Annotated in this window: 15 protein-coding genes and 2 pseudogenes; 6 read left to right on the top strand and 11 right to left on the bottom strand. The window is 61.2% G+C overall.

Annotation, left to right across the window (positions count from 1 at the left end; genetic code table 11):
• The first annotated feature begins 519 nt into the window (after positions 1–519).
• Both B0G81_RS40720 and B0G81_RS40715 read left to right on the top strand, forming a co-directional pair.
• Complete coding sequence (locus B0G81_RS40720) at positions 520–2235, top strand: site-specific integrase (RefSeq protein ID WP_134143828.1); 1716 nt, start codon at positions 520–522, stop codon at positions 2233–2235.
• A 262-nt stretch (positions 2236–2497) separates the two neighbouring features.
• Positions 2498–2719, top strand: a complete 222-nt coding sequence (locus B0G81_RS40715; RefSeq protein WP_243856872.1) for a DUF1488 family protein — start codon at positions 2498–2500, stop codon at positions 2717–2719.
• 789 nt (positions 2720–3508) lie between these two features.
• On the opposite strand, the gene B0G81_RS40710 is transcribed toward B0G81_RS40715, so the two are convergent.
• Both B0G81_RS40710 and B0G81_RS40705 read right to left on the bottom strand, forming a co-directional pair.
• Positions 3509–4675, bottom strand: coding sequence for an IS91 family transposase (locus B0G81_RS40710; RefSeq protein WP_243856907.1), 1167 nt, complete (start codon positions 4673–4675; stop codon positions 3509–3511).
• Between the two features lie 26 nt (positions 4676–4701).
• Positions 4702–5577, bottom strand: a complete 876-nt coding sequence (locus B0G81_RS40705; protein WP_116120094.1) for a site-specific integrase — start codon at positions 5575–5577, stop codon at positions 4702–4704.
• Positions 5578–5825: 248 nt separating this feature from the next.
• On the opposite strand from B0G81_RS40705, the gene B0G81_RS40700 reads away from it, so the two are divergent.
• Positions 5826–6956: an IS110 family transposase gene (locus B0G81_RS40700; RefSeq protein WP_134143597.1), complete on the top strand. Its 1131-nt coding sequence runs from the start codon at positions 5826–5828 to the stop codon at positions 6954–6956.
• A 714-nt stretch (positions 6957–7670) separates the two neighbouring features.
• The gene (locus tag B0G81_RS40695; RefSeq protein WP_134143897.1) at positions 7671–8615 is read left to right on the top strand and encodes a cupin domain-containing protein; all 945 of its coding nucleotides are present in this window, start codon (positions 7671–7673) and stop codon (positions 8613–8615) included.
• Here the strand turns inward: B0G81_RS40695 and B0G81_RS40690 are convergent.
• From B0G81_RS40690 to B0G81_RS40675, 4 genes and pseudogenes are all read right to left on the bottom strand, one after another.
• The gene (locus B0G81_RS40690) at positions 8612–9565 is read right to left on the bottom strand and encodes a LysR family transcriptional regulator (protein WP_134143826.1); all 954 of its coding nucleotides are present in this window, start codon (positions 9563–9565) and stop codon (positions 8612–8614) included. The genes B0G81_RS40695 and B0G81_RS40690 overlap by 4 nt on opposite strands.
• A 488-nt stretch (positions 9566–10053) precedes the next feature.
• On the bottom strand, positions 10054–11232 hold the full coding sequence (locus B0G81_RS40685; RefSeq protein ID WP_134143825.1) for a porin: 1179 nt from the start codon (positions 11230–11232) through the stop codon (positions 10054–10056).
• A gap of 460 nt (positions 11233–11692) precedes the next feature.
• Positions 11693–12368, bottom strand: a pseudogene (locus B0G81_RS40680) (carbonic anhydrase).
• 18 nt (positions 12369–12386) lie between these two features.
• Positions 12387–13700, bottom strand: a complete 1314-nt coding sequence (locus tag B0G81_RS40675) for a DUF2254 domain-containing protein (RefSeq protein ID WP_134143824.1) — start codon at positions 13698–13700, stop codon at positions 12387–12389.
• 1329 nt (positions 13701–15029) lie between these two features.
• On the opposite strand from B0G81_RS40675, the gene B0G81_RS40670 reads away from it, so the two are divergent.
• Positions 15030–15446, top strand: a complete 417-nt coding sequence (locus tag B0G81_RS40670; RefSeq protein WP_134143823.1) for a hypothetical protein — start codon at positions 15030–15032, stop codon at positions 15444–15446.
• A gap of 408 nt (positions 15447–15854) precedes the next feature.
• Here B0G81_RS40670 and B0G81_RS40665 read toward each other — a convergent pair whose 3' ends face one another.
• The 4 genes from B0G81_RS40665 to B0G81_RS40655 all read right to left on the bottom strand — a co-directional run bounded on the left by B0G81_RS40665 (position 15855) and on the right by B0G81_RS40655 (position 19609).
• Positions 15855–16103 carry a hypothetical protein gene (locus tag B0G81_RS40665; RefSeq protein WP_134143822.1) on the bottom strand — a complete coding sequence of 83 codons (249 nt, stop codon included), beginning with the start codon at positions 16101–16103 and terminating at the stop codon, positions 15855–15857.
• A gap of 15 nt (positions 16104–16118) precedes the next feature.
• A complete protein-coding gene (locus B0G81_RS45505) occupies positions 16119–16253 on the bottom strand; it encodes a hypothetical protein (protein WP_279590548.1) in 135 nt (44 codons plus the stop codon).
• A 282-nt stretch (positions 16254–16535) separates the two neighbouring features.
• Positions 16536–17987: a PLP-dependent aminotransferase family protein gene (locus tag B0G81_RS40660; RefSeq protein ID WP_134143821.1), complete on the bottom strand. Its 1452-nt coding sequence runs from the start codon at positions 17985–17987 to the stop codon at positions 16536–16538.
• A gap of 65 nt (positions 17988–18052) precedes the next feature.
• A complete protein-coding gene (locus tag B0G81_RS40655; RefSeq protein ID WP_134143820.1) occupies positions 18053–19609 on the bottom strand; it encodes an EAL domain-containing protein in 1557 nt (518 codons plus the stop codon).
• 243 nt (positions 19610–19852) lie between these two features.
• Between B0G81_RS40655 and B0G81_RS40650 the strand changes: the two are divergent.
• Positions 19853–21040: pseudogene (locus tag B0G81_RS40650) on the top strand (PLP-dependent aminotransferase family protein); the annotation flags it as partial.
• Positions 21041–21054: 14 nt separating this feature from the next.
• On the opposite strand, the gene B0G81_RS40645 reads toward B0G81_RS40650, so the two are convergent.
• Positions 21055–21866 (bottom strand): IS5 family transposase gene (locus B0G81_RS40645; RefSeq protein WP_134143646.1). Its coding sequence is split into 2 segments (ribosomal slippage): positions 21055–21527 and positions 21527–21866, totalling 813 coding nucleotides; the frame shifts between segments, so codons are not numbered across the junction.
• Between the last annotated feature and the right edge of the window lie 284 nt (positions 21867–22150).

The following is a 22150-nucleotide window of genomic DNA, read 5'->3' as shown; positions in this document are numbered from 1 at the left end:
CTGGGACGTCACGGTACCGAACACTTCCGGCTTGTTGCCGCCCACTGAAACATGCATGTGTTCGCTGCCAACGTCGACGAACGCGGCTAGCGGATTCCAGCGTCGGGAGTTCCTGTGACATGGTGACCTCCGCATGGGGATATCACAATGCGCGCGGTGGCCCCGGCCCGGTCACGCCATATGAAAAATTCTTTCCAGCGGGAAGCAACGGTCACCAAAATGTGCGGCTGATCATGACCGGAGCCATGCTTTAGTACAGGCAATCCGGCAGTTGCCGGATGCACCAGATGTCATTCAGCTACGCTGCCAGATACCACTACGCGTGATCTAACAATAGCTGGTACCCGGCTCATGGTCCGTGTGCGGTTTTGCTAAAAACTGGCAGCTTTAGTTGAAATTTGGAACCAACTTTACTTTGTGAGCGACGACCAGTTTCACGAAAAAAAACGTGCGTGCGTGTCGCTATTAAGATAAGTTTTCTTATCTAAAGGCATCTGTTTCTACGCTAAACTCCGGGGTATGAAAACGCGCCTCACCCTGCCCTGCGCGCCTGCTGCTGACGCTGAATCCTCTGCATCCGGTTTTCCCGGTGCCGACGAGCTTGCCGTGCTCCGCGCGTGGTACGCCGGCGTGTCCGTGCGGCAGGCCGTGGCGCGTTACCTGCCCTCCGCACTGGGTGACGGGAAATCGGCGCGCGGCGTCCTCGGGCGCATCCGGCGCAGGCTGCTGGACGTTGCGCGCGCGGCCCATCGCGACGATCTCGTCGCACTCCTCACTCATCCGGTAGCAGGACGCGAGCAGCAAGCGAAAGGCGTGGCGCAGGCGATCAATGCGCTGCGCACGGCGCGCTCTCCGGGACCGCAGATCGCCGACGACGTCGTGCGGTGGTTTTCCCCGCGCGCGGTGCGCGTACTGCACGCGTCCGGCATCACGACGCTCGCCGATCTCACCGTGCGCATTCCGCGCCGGCGCCAGTGGTGGAAGGCCGTGCCGGGGCTCGGCATGGCGAGCGCCCGTTCGATCGAGGCGTTCTTCGCCGCCTGGCCCGCGCTCACGGACAGGGCGCGTGCGCTGGTGGTCGCGAGCCAGCGCGGCGACATCGTGCCGTGGGAAACCCTCAAATTGCCGCACGAGGTCGACGGCTCCGCCGGCACGTTCCGCGCACCCCCCGCCACCTGCACGCTCGACGCGTCCAACGACTACGACGCCGTGCAGACGTGGCTGTCCCTGCACGAGTCGCCCGCCACGCAGCGGACCTACCGCAAGGAAGCCGAGCGGCTGATCCTCTGGGCCATCGTCGAACGCGGCCGCGCGCTGTCGTCGCTCACGACCGAAGACGCCATTGCGTACCGGACGTTCCTGCGCCATCCGGCGCCGCGGGGACGCTGGATCGGCCCGGTGCGGCCCCGCACGTCACCGGACTGGCGGCCGTTTAACGGCACCCTCTCGGCGCGCTCGGTCGCGCACGCGCTGTCGATTCTCGGCGCCCTGTTCCGCTGGCTGGTCGAACAGCGCTACGTGCTGGCCAATCCGTTTGCCGGCATCAGGGTGCGCGGCGGCAAGACGGCATCGACGCTCGATGCGTCGCGCGCCTTTACCGACGGGGAATGGGCGCTGGTGCGTACGATGGCCGAGGGGCTGGAATGGTCTCACGGCTGGACGGTTCCCGCCGCGCAGCGCTTGCGGTTCCTGCTCGATTTCGGCTTTGCGACGGGTTTGCGCGCGAGTGAGCTGGTCGGCGCGACGCTCGGCCACGTCGAGACCGACGCACGCGGCGAGCACTGGCTGCGCGTCACCGGCAAAGGCGGCAAGGTCGCCCGGGTGGCGCTGCCGCCGCTCGCGTGGGACGCACTAACCCGCTATCTGGCCGGGCGCCAGTTGCCGACTACTATGGCGCGCTGGCGGCCGGACACACCGGTCATCGGCAGCCTGGACGCGGACAGTGACGCGGCCATCAGCAGCGTGCGCCTGTGGAGCGTGCTTGAGCGCTTTCTCGTCCTTGCCGCGAGTGCCATCGAAACCGATCACCCACCGCTCGCGGAGAAGCTGCGCCGCGCCAGCCCCCACTGGTTGCGGCACACCCACGCTACCTACGCGCTCGGTCACGGCGCCGAACTTACCACGGTGCGCGACAACCTGCGGCACGCCTCGGTATCGACCACCTCGATCTACCTCCACAGTGACGAGGTTAAGCGCGCGCGGCAGATCAGTGAGGCGTTTACGACCCGGAAGTGAGCGAGACAACCTGCATGACCGACCGGCACGGTGGTTGACCGTTTCCTGATGACGGTTCTATCGCCGGTACAAACCGGCAAGCGGAGCGCGCAATCCTCCGTCCACTTTAGTGATGTCAGGCAGCCAGTGGCCCGATGCCGGCGACCATCGCTGGCATCATCGGAGCGATCGACAGCCTGCTCACTCGCCTACGAGATGACGCCCGGAACCAGCCATGGAAAAACCTGAATTCGAGCCGCAGATTCTGGCAAATCGATAGGGCGTGTCGTTCTGGCTCGTCCGCGGAAACACCACCGTCGAATGCATCGTCACGATTGCAGCGCCGGAGGCCCATTTCTGGCTTGAGCCGCGGGCCGGGGACGCCCGGATCCTGAGGATTTTCCGGGACGGGTACAGCCGCATCCGCGCGATCGCCGAACGAAAGCTGCTCGCGCATCCGTGCGCACGCCTGACACTGACACCGGATGACTTCGAGCGCCCCTGAACAGCGCGGGTGAATCGGGCACGCTTCTTGAAGCATGAATAAGCTGGCCGGCGGCCCTTTTTTGGGCAATGCTGTTGTGGCGGAGCCAAGTCGGCCGCTGCAAGGGCCTGACCGTTAGTTGCGTACACCAATGAATCGGTTTTGATTCTCGGGAACGCGGCACTATCTTTAGCACTTCTTAGCTGGAAAGGAGAATCGGCGGCCGCTGCGGCCTGTAACTATGCGCGAGAGCGCCAGCGCTGCTCCTGCCTGCTCAGCAGGGTGGCGTCCGTCGATGACACGGGGAAAGCCCGACCCATTACGTGCTCACAGAGCCCGTCTCGGAATGGGCACATCGCCCCGCCAACCCACTCTCCCCCGGCGACGAAGCGGCATTTCAGCGGACGGCTAGCTGAGCGGTCGGGCAGCCGGCGGTAATCCGGGAGGACGGCAAGTCTTAAGGTTTGTTCGATGCCTGCCCGTGTCCACAGGCCTGGAGATGCACGACGGGACGTGTGGGCAGGCGTTGAATAAACCTGAAGGGAGGAAACCGCGGGATGCCGCGATGCGGTGGGAAGCTTTGAGGCTATGGCGATTGATGAGCCGGGATGCCAGGCAGTGTTGCGGGATGCGCAGTCAGGCGGGGTGGCGGATCGGGACTGACGCGTTGACGAAGCGGCGCAGTGGCGCAGTCGGAAGGGCGAAGTGGACGTGGGAGCGACTGCGTGAAGCGACAGGCGCAAACGTCCGCTCGTGGGCCGCGTTGCCGCGAAGCCGACGGTCGGGTAGCACGTCCGGAAACCGTTGTATTCATGTCGGGCCCCGGCGCGTGGGGGGCGCGCGGATCGGTGCGGTGCGCGCGAGGATATCGATGACCATCATCGGCGCGCCGCAGTGGCGGCAGATGAAGGCGGGCCGTGTTTCCCTGACGGCTTCGCGCGGAGACGTGACGACGCCGGTGGCAACGTGCAGCAGTTCGCGCACCTTCGCGAGTCTGGCGCGGCGCACCGGGTTGGCAAGCAGTCCGTAGTGACGGATGCGATGGAAGCCGCCAGGCAGGACATGCAGCATGAAGCGGCGCATGAACTCGCCGGCCTCGCGGGTCATGGTCTTGTAGCGGGTGCGCCCCTTCGCGCGATAGTCTTTCCAGCGAAACGTGACGCCGCGCTCGTCGAAGGCGAGCAGACGCTGGTTGGAAATCGCCACCCGGTGCGTATAGCGTGAGAGATACGCGAGTACCGCTTCGGGTCCCGCAAAGGGACGCTTGGCATAGACGACCCATTCGCAGGCACGCAGCGGCGCGAGCCATGCGGTGAAGACGGCCGGATCGGTGAGGCTGGCATATTCGCCGAAGAACTGCAGTTGGCCCTGCCGGTGCGCCGCATCGAGTGCCTCCAGGAAGCGGCGCCGGAACAGGCGTGACAGGACGCGCACCGGCAGGAAGAAGCCGGGCTGGCAGGCGATCCACCGCTGCCCGTCGGGCGACAGGCCGCCGCCGGGGACGATGCCATGCACGTGCGGGTGATGCGTAAGCGCCGAGCCCCACGTGTGCAGCACGAGCGTGGTGCCGATCTGCGCGCCGAGGTGCCTGGGGTCTGCCGCGATGGTACGCAGCGTCTCGGCGGCGATATCGAACAGCAGCCCATAGAGCACCGCCTTGTTGTACCAGGCGATCGCACTGATCGCGGCAGGTAGCGTGAAGACGACGTGGTAATACTCCACAGGCAGCAGGTCGGCCTGACGTGCCTCGAGCCACCGGTGTGCGGCGCTCGCCTGGCACTTTGTGCAATGTCTATTACGACACGAGTTATAGGCGATCTCAACCTTTGCGCAGCCGGAACAGCGCAGCACATGTCCCCCCAGCGCCGCGCTGCGGCACTGTTCGATGGCCGACATGACCTTCAGCTGCCCCAGGCTCAGCGCTACCGTACGGCGCCACGCTGGCCCGCAGGCGCGGAAGATATCCGCGACCTCCAGCACGGAGGGCTCCGCGTGCGGCCGGGCTAGCCGGCGGGCAGGCGGTCCAGTGGACTGATCACCTTGCGCAGGAGATCAGTGGCGACCTGGGTATAGAGCGTGGTGGTCTCGATCTGCCTGTGTCCAAGGAGCACCTGGATCACGCGGATATCTTCCTTCTGTTCCAGCAGGTGCGTGGCAAACGAATGCCTCAGCGTATGCATGGAGACGCGCTTGTTGATGTTTGCGGCCTCGGCGGCCGCATGGATGGCGCGGGTCAGCTGCCGCGTGCTGAGCGGGTCGATCGGATCAAGGCCCGGAAAGAGCCACCCGCCATCGAGCATGCAGCCCTGGGCACGGGCCACGCGCCACCAGACGCGCAGACGTTCGAGCAGGACCGGCGAAAGCATCGCGTAGCGGTCGCGGCGGCCCTTGCCCTGCTCGATGCGCAGGGTCATGCGCTGGCTGTCGATGTCGCCGACCTTCAGCGCCACCACTTCGCTCGCACGCAGCCCGGCACCATAGGCGACCGACAGCGCGGTCTGATGCTTGAGGTTTCCAGCTGCCGCGATGAGCCGCCGCACCTCCTCGGGGCTGAGCACAACCGGGAGCGTGCGGGGCACGCGTACCGGCTGCATGCGCGCCATCAGCTCAGGCTTGCCGAGCGTGACTTCGAAGAAGAACTTCAGCCCGCTGATCGCGGCGTTCAGCGATATCGGAGACACGCCGTGATCGACCAGATGCAGCTGGTAGTCCCGGAGGTTCTCGACGGTGGCGGTATCGGGTGAACGCCCGAGGTATCGGGCGAACTGACGGACGGCACGCAGATAGGCGGCCTGGGTCCTGGGTGCGAACTTGCGCATGCGCAAGTCCTCAAGCATATGGCGGCGCATCGGGCTGACGCGGGGATCGGAGGAGGTCATGATGGGGCTCCTGCTGGAGGGCGAGGCGGATTGCCTCAACCACCAACATAACCACCGGCGCCACTGGCCTCCCATTCGCCGCCAGAGTCGGGCCGCAGCCCCCTACCGCGCGAGCGGTTTAGGCAGTATGACTTTCCGTGAGCCAGTGGCTGGCCCGCCGTGAGGAACCAAACGCGGGTTAGCATCACTGCCAGAGCCGCACGGTGTGCACAGGGCACACCCCGGCGATTTCCAGCGCGGAGGCCAGCGTGAACCACGATAGCACGGTGTTTGTCGGTCTGGATGTTCACAAGGAGTCGATCACGGTGGCGTACGCGATCGATATGGGCGACGTCGAACTGTTGGGCAAAATCGGAACGCTGAAGGCGGATATCGATCGATTGTGCAAACGTCTTCAGTCGAAGGCGCGCCATGTCCGCGTTGTCTATGAAGCCGGCCCCTGTGGCTACGGACTTTACAGAGAACTCGTTGAAAGAGGATTCGACTGCGTGATATGCGCGCCGTCCCTGATTCCGAAGAAACCGGGCGAACGTGTCAAAACGGACCGGCGCGACGCGGTCAAGCTCGTACGCGCACTACGCGCTGGCGACCTGTCAGTTGTACACGTGCCGGATGTTGAAGATGAGGCGTTCCGGGACCTGGCGCGCGCATGGGCGGCAGCGAAAGCAGATCTCAGACAGGCCCGCCAGCGGTTGAAGTCCTTCCTGCTATCGCATGGAGTCCGCTACTCGGGTAACGCCAACTGGGGTCCCGCGCACCGGCGATGGATAAGCGTATTTGCATTTCCAAACCCCTGGCAGCAACTAGCCTTCGATGAATGCCGCCGCACGATTGAAGACAGGTTTGCGCAATGTGAGCGCCTCGAGGCGACCTTGCACGAGGCTGTCGTCGGCTGGCGATTTTATCCAGCCATACTAGGTCTGCAGACCATGCGCGGCATACAGTTCATCACCGCCGTGGGCATGCTCTCCGAATTGGGGGACCTCTCCCGCTTCGAGCATCCGCGCCAGTTGATGGCCTGGCTGGGCGTGACGCCCTCAGAACATTCTTCGGGTGAGCGGCGGCGCCAGGGCAGCATCACGAAGAACGGCAACAGCTATGCAAGGAAGCTGCTCGTCGAGGCCGCCTGGAGCTACAGATACCCAGCACGCGTGAGTCCGGAAATCGAGCGTCGACATGAAGGCATTCCCAAACGCATCCTTGACCGTGCCTGGGACGCGCAGGTCCGACTCTGCCGCCGATACCGCAAGCTGGCAGCACGCGGCAAGAATGTGAACATTGCTGTCGTCGCCGTCGCACGCGAACTGGCGGGGTTCATCTGGGACATTAGCAAGCTCGCAATGTCGCTCGCCGTAACGAGAAACGAGCAGTCAGCGTAGCGTTGAGCTTCACTACATAGGTTTTGCGAGTTTCCTGAAGGCGGCGTAGCCCGGCACCCGAGCAACCCGCGGTTGGACTATGCAACGGACATCATTCGATTTGCGGCTTTAGATAGCGGCAGGCTCAAGGGGCGGACCTCTGTAATGCGGTAACCAACCCGCGGATATCAGTGCGATCCACCGTCGAGACTTACTGCTACGCCGCCCTCAGGAAATTCATGCGCCTACAAAGCGAAAACAAAAACCGATCCCGATTGACACGGAAAGTCATATCAGTCCATTCGGCCATTCCCGACATTCAGGTATCGCATCTGTCAGGCAGCTACGAGTCGCTTTGCCGACATTCGCACTTCGGCGGCGGCGAGCGTCTGCTGCCACTGCAACCGAATGCGTACTTGCGACCCGGAGCGGACGATTAATGTCGGACGACAAACGTCCGCTGTTACTGTGATTGCGGCCCGCCAACACGCCATTGTTGACGTCGCTTCCCATGCGAACCGGGTCGACGACGAACTGCCACACCGGCCCCACCCCGAACAACCGCCGGTGCCCCCGAAGCGGATGTACGGTGTACCCCTTTGCGCAAAGGTGATTTCGATTCCCGGCACTTCTGAGGCCAACGACCCGCGCCTACAGTCAGATCAGCTTTCGGACGCCAACCCCAACTTCATGGGGGAACCCGCACGAAGCTCCCCTAACCTGAAGGAGCAGACCATGTTGACCAAGACGTCCCCGGCGCTTCTCGCCGAACCCGCTGTCGCGACCCTGGACGCGCAATACTTCGAGTACACGTCGTCCGCCAATCCGATCGGTGCGAAACTCATCTCGCGCGTGCCTTTCTGCAGTTTCCCGCCTTCGCTGTACGCAGAAGGCGCCACTCGAGTCGTGCCGCTCGACCTCTCCGCGGAGTTGGGTTGCCCCAGCCCCGCGACCGGCCCCGGCTTGAGCGCCAATTTTCTGCGCATCAACGCAGGCGATGCATTGACGCTTGCCCCGAACGCGACCTCGCAGGTCTGCTATGTCATTAGCGGGACCGGCAGCGTGACGCAGGCCGAAACGAGCTTCCCGTTCGCGCAGGGCGATTTCTTCACGCTGCCGGGCGGCGATGCTGCAGTGCTGTCCGCCGACGCGGCGGCCACGCTCTATTACGTCAACGACGCGCCGCTGCTCACCTATCTCGGCACGACGGGCGTCCGCGCGCGATTTGCGCCGACGCTCTATCCCGCCGCCCAGGCGCAGGCGGAATTGCGCAAGGTCTCGGAAGAAGCCAATGCGGGCCGCCGCAACCGCATCAGCGTGCTGATGGGCAACGCCAATTTCCCGCAGACGCGAACGGTCACGCATGTGTTGTGGGCCATGTTCGGCATTGTGCCGCCCAACTCTATGCAGAAGCCGCACCGCCACCAGTCGATTGCACTAGACTTCATCGCCGGTGGCAACCGAGGCGTCTATACGCTGGTCGGTACCGAACTGGATGAGAACGGCAACATCGCGAATCCGACCCGCGTGGACTGGGAAACCGGGATGACGTTTGTTACGCCGCCGGGATACTGGCATGCGCACTTCAACGAAACGAACGAAAACGCCTACGTGATCCCGATTCAGGATGCCGGCTTGCAGACCTGGCTGCGCACGCTCGACATCCGCTTTACCCATTAAGGCCGAAGCTCCGTCGCGAGTCCGTCGTCCCAGTACGGCGGCTCGCCAATCGTCTCGGCGTAGAAATCCACAAACGCCCGCACCTTCGACGATACGATTTTCTTCGGTGGGTAGACCGCCCAGACCGCTGGTTCGGCTCGCCCCGTGCGCGCCTCCCATTCAGGCAGCGCGTGCTGAAGGCGCCCTTCGCGCAGAGCCGTAGACGCGAGCCAGGTCGGCAGGAGAGCAAGGCCGCAGCCGGCTACAGCGAGTTCCAGCACGGCTTCGGAGTCGTCCGCGCGCAAGCGCCCTTGCAATTCCACCAGCACCTGCTCCGGCGATACCTGTGCATCGGCGACGCGGATGAAAAACCATTTGTCGTCGGGCAGCAGGGACAAGCGAAGCGCATCGTGCGCGGCCAGATCTTCAGGCACACGAGGCATCCCGCTCCGCTCGAAATACGCCGGGCTGCCGCAGACAATGCGACGGTGCGGCGCAATGCGTTTGGCCATCAACGACGAATCGGGCAGCACGCCGATACGGATCGCCACGTCGATGCCTGCTTCGATCATGTTGAGCGTTTCATCGGTCGACACGATATCGAGGTCAATGGAAGGATAGCGCGTCATGAACGCCGGCAGATGCGGCACGATATGCCGGCGTCCGAAGGCCGACGGCATCGTGACGCGCAGCACGCCTTGCGGGGTGCGATTCAGTGACGACGTAACCTCGCGCGCGTCATCGAGTGCCTGCAGGGCGGCGATGGCGTGCTCACGAAATAGCCTGCCGCCCTCCGTCAGGACGAGCCCCCGCGTCGACCGGTTAAACAGGGCAATGCCCAGATCCTTTTCCAGCTCACTCACGTAGCGCGAGATGGTCGAGGTCTTGACTGCCATCTCATGGGCCGTCTTGCTGAAGCTCTGCAGTTCCGCTGCGCAAACGAACGCCCGTACCGCGGCAAAATAATCCATGACATTCCTGACGCGAATCGAGCGTTCTGCAAGGAGCTTCACGAAGTGAGGACCAGAACCCGCGAAACGCTCTGTCCGCGGGACCTCGGCGCATACGCGCGAACCGGAAAATCCAGATTTTGCTTAGATGGGTAGTCTACTGGCACCGAGCCGCTAACGTGAAGAGGAGCCGATCGCAGAGTCAAAGCCACAGCGTTGAAATGCGAAAGTCCGCTTCACGGGAACGTTCGGCCGTTGGTTACCGGTCCGCGAGTGTCGCGTGTTGGCCGACTGTACTCATCCACAGAAGGCGCCCGAAAGCAACCGCCGACGATTTCAACGGCTGCTCTACAGTACCTTCATTGAACTGACGCTGTCGGCCACAAGCAGTCACTGAGCAGTGGGGCAACCCCGTCGATTGAAGGTCTCCTGATCAACCTTGAGCCGCCGCTGAGAAAGGTGGCACATGCGTCGAGGGCGACGCAAAAGCAATTTTCCTTCCTAGGGCATTAGAAGCGATGTCTCAAGCCGACCGTCGCCTGGATCTGGTCGCTTGTGGAGGACGGGGCGCTCACACCGTTGATCCATGCCACGCCCAATGGCGAAGTGCCGCTTGGACTCACCCGTTGCCACGCGCTCTGAATGTAGATATCGGTGCGCCGCGAGAGGCGGTAATCGGCCATCGCACTTACCTGATTCCAATGGGGAATGCCGCCGCCTCCATTTCCGCCAGCACGCGAATAGGTGTACGCGGCCGAAAGTGCGACCGCCGGCGTCAGCGCATAGCGAAAGTTGCCCTCGAAGTTCTGGAAAGTTCCACTTAGCCCGGTCTGAAAGAACTGGGCGAGCTTGCTGTGCGAGTACACGAAACCCGCCACAGCCGGGCCGAAGGTGTAGTTCACGCCAGCACCAAAGGTCTTCTGACTGCTGGCCAGCACGCCTAAAGGCACAGTGGCCGGCGAGAGCGCGCCCTGCAGGGACGAGCCGGTTGTATCGGTGACTGCGCCATTCGTATTTAACTGTCCAGGAGTGTGCGCGGAACTGTTGAGTTGGAGGTAACCAGCGCCGAAGTTCAGCGCCCCCAATACATAGGACATGCCAAAGCTATAGGCGCGATTGTTCGTGAACCCACCCGCCTGATTGGAAAAGCCGTACAGCGCACCGAGCCTGAGGCCCCCGAAGTCCGGGCTCAGATACTTCACGGAGTTATTGATCTGAAACGAATCGTTCAGGTTGTCGTTGTCCAACGGGTGCGCGAAATGCGTGCCGCCGAATTCCGTACCGGTCAAGGAAAGCGGTGCGACGAAGTCGACCATGCCGTCGGTTTGACGACCCAGTGTGAGCGTGCCGTAATCGCGGCTCGACAAGCCGACATACGCCTGGCGATTGAAAATGCGGTTGTTCGATGAGAACTGTCCGTTGTTCAGGTTGAAGCCGCTCTCCAGGGTGAAGATGGCCTTCAATCCTGCGCCGAGGTCTTCAGCCCCGCGCAAACCCCAGCGACTGTACTGAACCGCACCGCTCGTCATCTCCCAACTGCTGTGTCCGCCGCCGGTTCCAGTGATCTGGCTGTTCGTGTAAGTCAGACCCGCATCGATCAAACCGTAAAGCGTGACGCTGCTTTGCGCATGCGCTACGCCGGCCAGTGTGATCATCGTCGTCGCACCGCTTATAACAAGCTTATTCATTTGCGTGCTCCAGCCAAGACGAGAGATACGATTCTTCTTGGAACGGTTTCTACATAGATCTCAATGCCCGCCGGCGCGCAGCCGTGCGGATCATCATCAGAACAAGGCGCGGTGTTCTCCACACACTTTATGCGACCGCACCCAGAACCGCCAACTTCAAATATGCTGTTCAAACTGCCGCGTCAGGAGATCCCGCGCTTTGCGCGATACACACGCAACTAAATGCTTGGATCGACGACCTGGAGCAGAGAGCACCAGTAGCGACAGCCTGGCTGCAAGAAAGATGACGAGAATCGCGCTTCGAGACGGACTGGATTCAGTATTTCGGTATCGCATACTGATGTTGACCCGCGCCTTCACTCGGGTATTCAAATGTCGGCTTCGCAACCAGAGAGCGAGCGATTCTTCGTGCGCAGAATATGTGAGTCGTGTCTCCAATCAGCCCTCCCTTCATGCGCAGTCACCGCGCCCGTGCGGCAAGGCGCAATGATCCGATCAGCCATCGCGCGGTCAATAACTTCGAACGAGCGGCTCGCGCGCTCATAGGCATACATATCGCCGGTCGCGATGTCGAACCACCAGCCGCTCAATACCAGCGCCCCGGCAGTGACCTGCTGGCGGGCGATCGGGTAAGTCATCAGATGCTCAAGCAGCACAAGTACATTGAGTTGCGACAATTGATCGTGCGGTTTCAGCCTGTCATCGAGCGGACCTTCGTGTTCGAGGCGAAACGCCGCGTTGTTGGCGTGGTACAGCCATTTATCGAGGTTCGGCGCATTTGTTTTCGGGTTGCGCGCGTACACGGCTTTCATCGCACCGCATTCAGAATGCCCGCACACGACGATATTGGCGACTCTCAGCACCAGCACTGCGTACTCGATTGCGCTTGCCTCGGAGAGGTCGCCTCTAGAGGCCCCTTCCGCGGTCGCCGGTGGTATCAGGTTGCCAACGTTGCGCATCGTGAACAGATCGCCCGGATGGGTCGAGGCGAGCAGGTCAGGTACGACCCGGCTGTCCGAGCATGTGATGAAGAGCGCATCAGGTGTCTGGGCGAGCGCGAGCTTACTGAACTGTCCCGCATATTGCGGCAGCCTATTTTCGCGGAATTCGACGATGCCCATGATGAGTTTGCGCATGGCTTGCCTCCAAAGTGGCTAATTGTTCGCCGTCAAGCCTGCCGAACCTCCAAGCCCTTGCGAGTCGGGAACACGGGCCAACGCCAGGTCTTCCGGAAATGGATGCGTCGAGGTAATCGTGCGATCGAGCAGTGTCAACTCGATGCGCAATGCGTCGTGACGATGCTCCGGCAGGGTCTGGATGAGATTCTCTATCGCTGAGCGCAGACGCCGCGCGATCTGAATGCTCCCCGCGCCGTACTGTCGTATCTCGCGAAAACTGATATGCACGAAGTCTTCCCAATTGGGCGTCCGCAAGATCACGCGCACCTGACCCGACCTATCCTCTATCTCTTCGATGTGCAGAGACCGTTTGCCCACGATGCGCAAAAGACGGTGCAACTGGTCGAGCGCGAGCACGGCCGTGGTCGGATCGTTGATCGCTGCCGACAGCGCTTTCAGCGCAATATCGACCAGGATGCGAAACGCGAACATAGGATCCTGCTCCATCGTGCGTTCCGTGCCGAACGCGACAAATGTGAGGAGCCGCTTTTCGTTGATTGCGCCAGCGTTTCCATACAAATAAAACAAGGGTTCGCCCACTGCGACGAAATCGCCGACTTGCGGCACGAATTCGATGACTATGTCAGCACGCCGCGCCTTGGCCACCAGCATTTCCAGGTTCAGGGCCAGAACGATGCCGGATTTGCCGCGCTGATGAACAATGCGATCAGGCGCGCCTCGCTTCGGGTCACATTCGGGCTGGATAGTTACGCCCTTAGTCGCGGCCGGATAAACGCTATCGATGACCGCGATCCCTTGCTCGCCAACGCGAGCCACGAGGCTCACGGGACGCAGAAATTTCGCGGCGTAATCAATGAGGAAAAGGAAGGCAACGAGGGAAGCGAAGCCGAATAGCGCTGTAATGAACACTTGAAGCTGGTGTACCTCATTCTCGCCCATCCAGCTCTCGGTTCTATTGGCGAACAGCAGTGTGAAAACGAATAATCCCGAGATGCCACGGATGATGTTATCGCGCAGCAGTGTCGTCGCGATGATCCGAGGCGTGTACTGCCCACCCGCGACCTGGATTGCGACGAGCAGCGAACCGAACGTAAAGACCAGGAACGCCAGGTCCGCGGAAACGATGTCACCGAGCAACGATCGCGCCCCAGTCATGGACAGCCCAAGAAAGCCGGTTTTCGGATCGAGGGTTCCTTGCCTGATCATCCACCTTCCCACCATTTCAGAAACAGGCTTCACCACGGCATCGATCGCGACTGCGATGAACGGCACAGTCCAAAGCGAAGATCTTAGGTAACTCTTTAAGCTGTACCAGCGATTCCAGTCCATGTTTGCTCTCTCCCTACGATTCATATTGCAGCGGAGACAAAGGATATTCGCGGTGCGTCAGGTGGCATGAAAGGAGACTTCCAGACAATGACGCGCATGACCGCCTTCGCACCACGGCCGCTTCCTGCAGTGGTGGAGAGTTCCCGCTGGCGAGGATCAGGCTGGATGCATGAACGTTCCTTATACGATCAGACACCTGAGCTTCAGGCCGGTCAATGAGACCTTGGTCCAATAGGTCTAGGGACATCGCGTCGCTGACCGGCGACGCGGCGGCGACACGGCGGGACGCATCCGCCGCCAGCTCGACCACTTCACGACCGTACCGCGCGCGCTGTTGATCGTCGCGTACGCGCCGCGTGACCTCGCGTGTAACTGCCACGCGCTGTGCTGTTCGGGAGGCTACCCAAACCGGTATGGCGCGAGGTTCATTACGAATAGCACGAAGCCGTCTTTCGTCATGTGCACGGTGCGCCGCGACTCGCCTTGTGTGCCTACATGCGCGCCGATTGAAAATTCAACTCACGGAATTCAGCGGGCACTCAAGACAAAGATTGTCGTATGCCTGTCGAGTTTCGAGCATGACGCTTCGATGGGTTCCGGGATGTGGAAGGCTGACGGCGACGGGACGCTGAGCAGGCAAACCGCGCTTCGCAGCGCCGCGCATCTCGCTCCACGGCCCCGATCGCACGGAAAATTCGGATTGGCGACATCCAATCGGCTTTCGCGAAACCGCGATCAACAGTTATGGGCAACGATTTTCAGCCGACCGTTCAACCCCTCAAAGCAGCCGCAGAGGTGACGCCGGCTGGAAGGTCCGCTCCGGGTCGGGAGTGTGAGTTCGCTGATGCATGAAACTGCCGTCGGGCTGTTCGATGCCGCCACCGTCGGCAGTCCGCCACATTGCTGACGTAGAACCCAGACCGCCCCAATGTCGGCAATTGCCGAATTATGCCTGTAGCCCGTCTGTCAGATTCCGGAGTAATGCAGCCGTCCAACGGCCGCTTTCCTCGCTCGTCGAACGGCACGTTGTGGCCGTACTGAGACGGACGGCGGACATCGCAGGACACCCCATCTCAATCTTTCATAGTCGCCCTTCGGCATCGTTGGATCGTCGCCCGCCCATTCAACGTTCTGAACGCGGATGACAAAACGTCCGGTTGCGCCCGTCGCGTCCATGGCGTTTGTTGCGACGTCGACCAAAGCCAGCTCGAGTTCCGCCGCATCCGCCAACACCGGCCACGAATCTGGCGGCACGTCCATCGAGAGCGTGACTGTGTCGCCGAGCGCGTTCCGAATCACAGGCCGGACAGACGGGATCCAGGTGCCGGGATGCAAACGCTGCCTTTTGAGCGGCAGCTTCCTCGAGACGCTCAGCAGTCCTCTTGCCATCGAGGCAGAACCGCGCAGCGCGCGCTCGACTGCGGTGACCTCGTCTTGCACGCCATTGAAGCCCTTATCGCGTGCGACGGCCATGTGTGTGGCGACCACGAGCAGCAGATTGTTGAGATCGTGCGCTACGTTCGCGACCAGATTGCCGAGCGCGCTCATATGCTGATGTTGCCGCGCAGAAGCCTCGGTCGATTCACGGCGCACGATTTCGCGATGCCATTACTGCCATGTGCGCTCTTCTGCGGCGAGGCGGCGCAGGGAATACGCGATAAGCACCCATACGGCGACACTCGGCACACCGACGAGCGCACCGATCACGGCACAGTGCCGCCACCACTGCGATATGAGCGCAGATAGACGATATCCGACTGCGACCTCGAGCGGATAGTCGCCTACTCGCCGAAACGCCGCAAGCCACTGAGAGCCATCGCTGCCGCGTAGCTCACCGAGCCCTGACAGCGTGTCTCCAGATACCGAGTGGCCGAGTTCCGGTCCTGTGCACTTCCGTTAGCTTCAGAGGTGGGCGAGCGGCGCTCACAAGAGACCGCTACCAGCGGAGTTCCATCGCGCCGGTATAGCCCCGCCGATAACGGCAGATCCTGGCCCGCAAGTTCGTTATAGAACCGTCCAAAATAGTCGCGGCGCACTGCCACAGTTACGACCCCGAGAAAGGCGCCCGTTCAGGTCGAAGCGCGAAGTAGTCGTATCAAAAACCGGCCGCTCGGAAACGCTGGCATGCATCGGCAGCGAAATGTACGAGGCAGGCTAGGAGGCCTGGGCTGCGCCGAAATCATCGCGGTGCGCGATCGATACCTCCGCCACCGGAAAATAACGGCTGCTCGCCAGCAGTTCACCGCCAGCGCCGAAGACCGCAACAGCGGCGACCTGCGGGTAGCTGCCGCCGATGAACGCCAGTCTTCGATGCAGATCCTGCCGCGCCTTGCGGATCTGCGCTGCGTCGTTGTGGCCAAGCAGTTCCATCACGCGCGTCGTCATGTCGTTGTTCAGATCCATGACCTTGAGCGCATGTTACTGCGCAACTCGCACGAGCCGCATGATGACATCGTTGGCGTCCGCTTTGCGAAAGACATAGTCGCGGTAACAGTAGCCGACGAAGCAGGCGACAGGCACGATGATTGACACGATCAGGACGATCAGAAGCACGCGACGCGTTGCGCCAAAGTCCTGCGATGGAGGCAGGAGCGGGACTCCCGATTTTAAGCAAGTAACACCGACTTCTCCATTACGCTTGCAGCTTGTTCCCGCGGAGGTTACCGCCCCATCTGGCGTGTGCCCTTTCAACCCGGGGTGTGCCCTTTTACTTTAGTCGGCCCTGAACAATCCGTGTTAGCGGCCGAGCAACTCATGCCAGACGCGGTCGCAGGCGGCCTCGATCCTCCGCGCTGCAGTTCGTATCGGCTGCAATCATGACCCCTCGTCTGCCATTTATTCCGCTCCTTCGCGCTTGGTATGCCGTGCTGTCCGTTGCTCAGCCATTGCTCGCCTCGCCAGCATGCCCAAAGTGTGGATCTCCTTTTCAACGTCGGGGGTCCACGGACGGCCATAGTTAAGCCGGATGTGACGGCGGAATTCGCGGCTGCATGAAAAGATTGCGCCGGGTGCTATCGCGATTTCGTGCGCTTCCGCCATTTCGAACAGCTGCACTGCCTCTACTCCTTCTGGAAGTTGCACCCATAAAAAGAATCCGCCCGGCGGCCGGACCACCAGTGTCCCTTGGGGGAAGTACCTGACGACCGCGGCCACCATCCGGGACTGGAGGGACGCCAGTTCGCGGCGCAGTTTACGTAGAAGCCGGTCGTAGTCCCCATGCTCAAGGTAGTCAGCAATTGCGCATTGCGCGGGCACAGACGCCGGGGTCATCGTCAGCCAACGTGCGTGCTCAATTCTCGCAGCGTAGCGCCCCGCCGCTACCCAACCGAGGCGCAGACCCGGCGCAAGGCACTTCGAAAACGAACCGCAGTGCAGCACGAGACCGTTAGAATCGAAGCGCTTCGCCGGATATGCCGGCGTCAGGCCAAAATGCAGTTCGCGGAATACGTCGTCCTCGATTAGCGGCACGTCATATTTTGCCAGCAACCTTACGAGCGCCTCCTTCCGATCATCGGAGAGCGTCGCGCCTGTAGGCTGGTGCAGCGTCGTCATAAACCAGCAAGCCCGTACCGGATGCTGCCGCAACGCCTCCGCTAATACGCCGAGGTCGAGTCCACGGTGTGGGTCGACAGGGACTTCCACGAACTTCAGACGGAGGCGCTTAACCGCATCTCGCACAGCATGGAAAGCGGGACGTTCTATTGCGATAGTGTCGCCAGGTCGCGTCAGAACCTGCAGACAGAGTATCAGTGCATCGAGCGCGCCGCTCGTCACAACAACCTCATCAATTGGAACCGTAACACCCGTGAGAATGTAGCGCTGGGCGATCTGGTGACGCAGATCTGCTTCCGCCTCTCCCGCCGACAAGGCGTTCCGGGAACTCGCCATCCTCCGGATCGCTGTAGCCCAAGAGCGCGAAATCCGGCTAAACGGGAACAGCTGGGCACATGGCTCCGAAGAGCCAAGCCCCGGATGCGCGCATCGACGTTGAGCCTTCATGAAGCGGATAATCAGGCTGTCGCCATCAGCCTCGTCAATACTGCGCTTCGAAACAATCGCTAGTGATTTCGTTGACGCAGGCCGACTGGCGACGAAATAACCCGACCGAGGTCTTGCGACGATCAGGCCTCGTCGTTCGAGAGTGTAGTAAGCCTGGAAAACGGTTGAAGGGCTCACGCGGTACGAACTGCTGGCCCGGCGCACCGATGGGAGCCGCACACCGGGCTCAAGCGTACCGTTCGCAATCAGGTTTTCGAACTCCGCCGCCAGTTGGAGATAGCGCTTCATTATTATGTCATGCTAATTACGTAGAGCTGTCCCGACCTGCTCCGGCTGCGGGGTGAACGCCTCATTTAAAAATTTCGAACCCGCCAGCCGAGCACGGTTGCGGCTCCCGCCAGCTTTGAGGACGGCGCGTTGGCGGTCTCGATAAATACCTTCAGCCGGCTGGCGCCGAGTGCACGGCTATAGAAGAACCCTTGACCAAACTCGGCACGGCTCGCCCGCGCGACGTTGTGATGCGCCGAGTTTTCAATGCCTTCGACCACGACCACGGCGCCGATCTCATGGCCCATGCTCGTCAACGCATTGAGCTGTCTGGAGCGCTCATCGGGATCCATTCCCAGCACGTCCCTGTCAATCTTCACCATCTCAAAACTCATGTCTGCCGGCAGTTCAAGTCCGACGTCAGTGGAACGCACGGCCGACAGGGCAAAACGCATTCCTTTATCACGCGCCTGCGCCATCATAGGGATGAGACGTTTTTTGAACTTCCTCGCGCTGCCTGCTCCGATCTTTAGTATTAGCGGTGGAAGACCGAGGGAGCCAATGTCGCCCAGGTCCGCAATGAAGGCGGAACTTACCAGGTAAGAAGCGGGAGCGGTAACGCCCAGGTAGAGCGATTTCGGAGCGCCGATTTCCCGCAGCTCCTGAGAGGCACGCGACAGGACGAATCGCGTCATCGGTCCGATCAAACTACTGTTATCAATGAACTCCATATAGTGAGCTGGACCCAGCGCGCCGTACTTCTGGTTGTCCCATCGCAACAACGCTTCGACGCCGACGCACTTGGCGCGCCTCACGCCAACGACGGGTTGGTACTCAACATGGAACTCGCCGCGACGCAGCCCTGCACGCGCAGCACGCAGCAGCGACTTGTCGTAGCGAAACCACCTTTTGAGGGCCCAACCGACCCCAACGACTAAAACTGCCACCAGGATCGGCCACAATACAAAACCCAATATGGTCCATACTGGAATACGCTGCGTCGTAGTGCTGGCCGAAGGCCGCACCGAGGCGAGTGTGTCGGTGGCGATCGAAGCCGAGATCGCTTGCGTTTGACAACTCTTACCCAATGAGCAATCCGGGGTCGACATCGCGGGTGGTTCCGTCGACTGCTCCGCCCGGCCGGCCCACGACTCGATACCGGCCACCGCGTCAGAGGCCAGAAAGCCGCCTCGTACTGCCGTCTCGTGGTTGCTGATTTGCCAACGCAGTTCCCTAAGCAGCGTCACAACGTTCGGCCCCGAACTGGCCCTTGCAGCAGCGGTGCCGATGGTATCCGCACGCATATCGTCCAGCGAATCGCAGGTGTTTGTCAGTACCGGCATCGGGCCAGCGACCGGTCCGGCAAGGGCTGCGGGAACAACGGGCAACTGCGCAATGGACGCGCAGGCTGAGCCGAAGCGAATCCGGGGCGCTGGTGGACCAGCAAGCCAGTCCGTCAATTGTTGCCAGACTTCGCGTTCAAACGTGAGAATGCGACCGGAACCTGGGCTGGCCGGACCTGCAAGAGCGAATGAGGTGCCTGTGCAGATGACCAGGACGACTGCCAACCCTTGTCTTGAGGAACGACGGAGCGCGATGAAGGCGCTGCGCCTGATAGTTGATGCCGGGAACCCCAATGCCATTGATTTATCGCTAAGAGAATTAGGCTAGAAAATCGTTGTCGATCGGACCGCTACGCGTACGCGAAACATCGAAACAAGTGGAACCGGTCTGCGCGCACTTTGCCAGCGTGTGTGCGTCCGCAATAGAAGCAGATTGCGAAAGAAAGGCCGTATCAGATCGAAAAGCAGCTATCTTTTAATGGTAGGTGTATGTGCTAGCGGGGCGGGTCCGACGTCGGCAATGGTGTCTGTGAGGAGTAAAAGTTGAAACGGTACGAGCAGTTGGCGGACCAAATCAGCGAGCTCATCACGCGCGGTGATCTGCCACCCGGCGCGCGTATTCCTTCGGTTCGCGCCGCGTGCAAGGCCTGGGGCGTGAGCCCCGCGACGGTATTTCGCGCCTACTACCTGCTCGAAAATAGGGGCACGATCATGGCGCGCCCGCGTTCAGGCTATTTCGTGTTACCGACGGCCAGAGAATTACCGCGACAAAGCCCCGAAACCTCGCTGGGTACCGACCCGAAGGCCGTCAATGTCGGCGAACTTGTCTTCGAGGTCCTCAAGATGATCAGGCAGCCCGAGACTGTCCCATTTGGTTCAGCGTTCCTTAGCCCTGCGCTGTTTCCGATGGCACGCGTCGGAAAGTCGTGCGCGACTGTCAATCGCTCAGTGGACCTGGCGACGATGGTTGACACACTGCCGCCGGGACACGAAGACTTGCGCCAACTGATTTCATTGCGGTACCTGATGGCGGGGATGACGGTGCCCGTCGACGAGATCATCATTACAAGCGGTGCACTCGAAGCCCTGACTCTAAGCGCCCAGTTGCTCGCCGCTCCAGGCGATGTGATCGTGATCGAAAAGCCGACGTTCTATGCAGCGCTGCAGGCTATCGAGCGTCTGAGGCTGAACGTAGTGGAGATTCCGGTTGACCCGATGGAGGGGCATGATCTGGATGCGCTCGCGCGTGCGCTGCAGCAACATCCGGTTCGCGCCTGCTGGTTCATGACCTCGTTCCACAATCCGACCGGGGTGACACTGGGCGATTCCAGGAAACAGGCACTGGTTGATCTGCTCGCCAGACACGACGTGCCGCTCATCGAGGATGACGTCTACAACGAGCTGCATTTTGGCCCGAACCCGGTGCGTCCGGCCAAATACTTCGACCGAAGAGGTCTTGTCATCCATTGTGGATCGTTCGCGAAGTGCCTTGCGCCCGGATATCGTATCGGCTGGGCGGCAGCCGGAAGGTTCGCGGGCGGGCTGGAACGTGCGAAATGGATGACCACGCTATCGGCCAGCATGCCGGCGCAGCGCGCCATCGCCGACTATCTGGAGCATGGCGGCTACGAACGTTTCCTGCACAAACTACGTCGCGAGTTGGCCCATCAGCAATCGCAGATGCTCGACGCGATCAGCCGGTACTTCCCGGCCAATACGACGGCGACTAAGAAGTTGTTGCGAAATTAGCTAAACAGTGGCTTGAGACGTGTCCAGCAAATTAAGGCACAAGCCAGAGACAGGAAGGCTTCATGGATGTGGGCATAACGTTCGTAGCGAATCTTCAGGCGTCGAAACGAGTGAAGCCATGCAATCGAACGCTCGACGGGCCAGCGCGTTTTGCCGAGACCACTTCCATGGACCGAGCCAATTTTTGCGAGCAACGGCGTGATGCCGCGCGCTCTCAAACGTTGCCGATGGGGTTCGGAACTGTAGCCCCGGTCACCCTGAACGATTTGTGGTTTATGCAGGGGGCGCCCGCGCTTGCCTCTGATATATGGAATTGCCTCGACGAGTGCATCGAGTTGGGTGATGTCATGTCGATTCGCTGCGCTCAGGATGACCGCGAGCGGGATGCCTTGCGCGTCGACGATGAGGTGGTGTTTGCTGCCGAGCTTGCGCCGGTCCGTGGGATTCGGGCCGGTTTTTTTCCCGCCAGCATGGCGCGAATCGATGAACTGTCCACGAGCGCTCGCGACAAATCGATTTCGCCGCGACGGCGTAGTTCGGCCAGCAGCGTTTCGTGGATGCGTTGCCAGACACCTGCTTCCTGCCATGCGACAAGCCGTCGCCAGCAGGCTGTGCCTGAGCCGCATCCCATCTCCTGCGGCAGGAGATTCCACGCGATGCCTGAGCGCAGTACGAACACGATGCCCGTCAGTACAGCACGGTCGGGTGTTGGCTTGCGCCCCGCATATTGCCGATTGCGAGGTGCTCGCGCAGGCAGAAGTGGTTCGATGAGTGACCACAGTTCGTCGTCTATGAGTTCTTTAGGCATTGCTTCCTGTCAGGCAAAACAAGACAGAAAGTTAACACCAAGTCAGAAAAGTTAACAGGCCTAAAACTTAATTTCGCAACAGTTTCTAAGTCTGACGGCGGTTATTTCACTTGGGTGGCGCTACCGGATCACGCAGACTCGATACAGCTCTTCCAGGCTGCGCTCAACAGTGGCATCAGCGTCGCGCCCGGACCTATCTTCTCTGCGGATGGCGCCTTTCGCCACCATGTGCGTCTGAACTATGGCTACCCGTGGTCGGCGCGGCTCGATAAAGCGGTCGCGAC

The sequence above is a fragment of the Paraburkholderia sp. BL6665CI2N2 genome, from assembly GCF_004366535.1.
Classification (GTDB): Bacteria; Pseudomonadota; Gammaproteobacteria; order Burkholderiales; family Burkholderiaceae; genus Paraburkholderia.
Note: the sequence above shows the minus strand (reverse complement) of the source record. Positions and strands in the feature narration are given on the sequence as shown.

Excerpts from the sequence above, each read along its gene's own strand:
- B0G81_RS40675 (WP_134143824.1), bottom strand. The coding sequence starts at position 13,700 with ATGGACTGGAATCGCTGGTACAGCTTAAAGAGTTACCTAAGATCTTCG.
- B0G81_RS40690 (WP_134143826.1), bottom strand. The coding sequence starts at position 9,565 with ATGGATTATTTTGCCGCGGTACGGGCGTTCGTTTGCGCAGCGGAACTG.
- B0G81_RS40665 (WP_134143822.1), bottom strand. The coding sequence starts at position 16,103 with ATGGATCTGAACAACGACATGACGACGCGCGTGATGGAACTGCTTGGC.
- B0G81_RS40705 (WP_116120094.1), bottom strand. The coding sequence starts at position 5,577 with ATGACCTCCTCCGATCCCCGCGTCAGCCCGATGCGCCGCCATATGCTT.
- B0G81_RS40660 (WP_134143821.1), bottom strand. The coding sequence starts at position 17,987 with ATGAAGCGCTATCTCCAACTGGCGGCGGAGTTCGAAAACCTGATTGCG.
- B0G81_RS40655 (WP_134143820.1), bottom strand. The coding sequence starts at position 19,609 with ATGGCATTGGGGTTCCCGGCATCAACTATCAGGCGCAGCGCCTTCATC.
- B0G81_RS40685 (WP_134143825.1), bottom strand. The coding sequence starts at position 11,232 with ATGAATAAGCTTGTTATAAGCGGTGCGACGACGATGATCACACTGGCC.
- B0G81_RS40720 (WP_134143828.1), top strand. The coding sequence starts at position 520 with ATGAAAACGCGCCTCACCCTGCCCTGCGCGCCTGCTGCTGACGCTGAA.
- B0G81_RS40670 (WP_134143823.1), top strand. The coding sequence starts at position 15,030 with ATGCAAACGCTGCCTTTTGAGCGGCAGCTTCCTCGAGACGCTCAGCAG.
- B0G81_RS40695 (WP_134143897.1), top strand. The coding sequence starts at position 7,671 with ATGTTGACCAAGACGTCCCCGGCGCTTCTCGCCGAACCCGCTGTCGCG.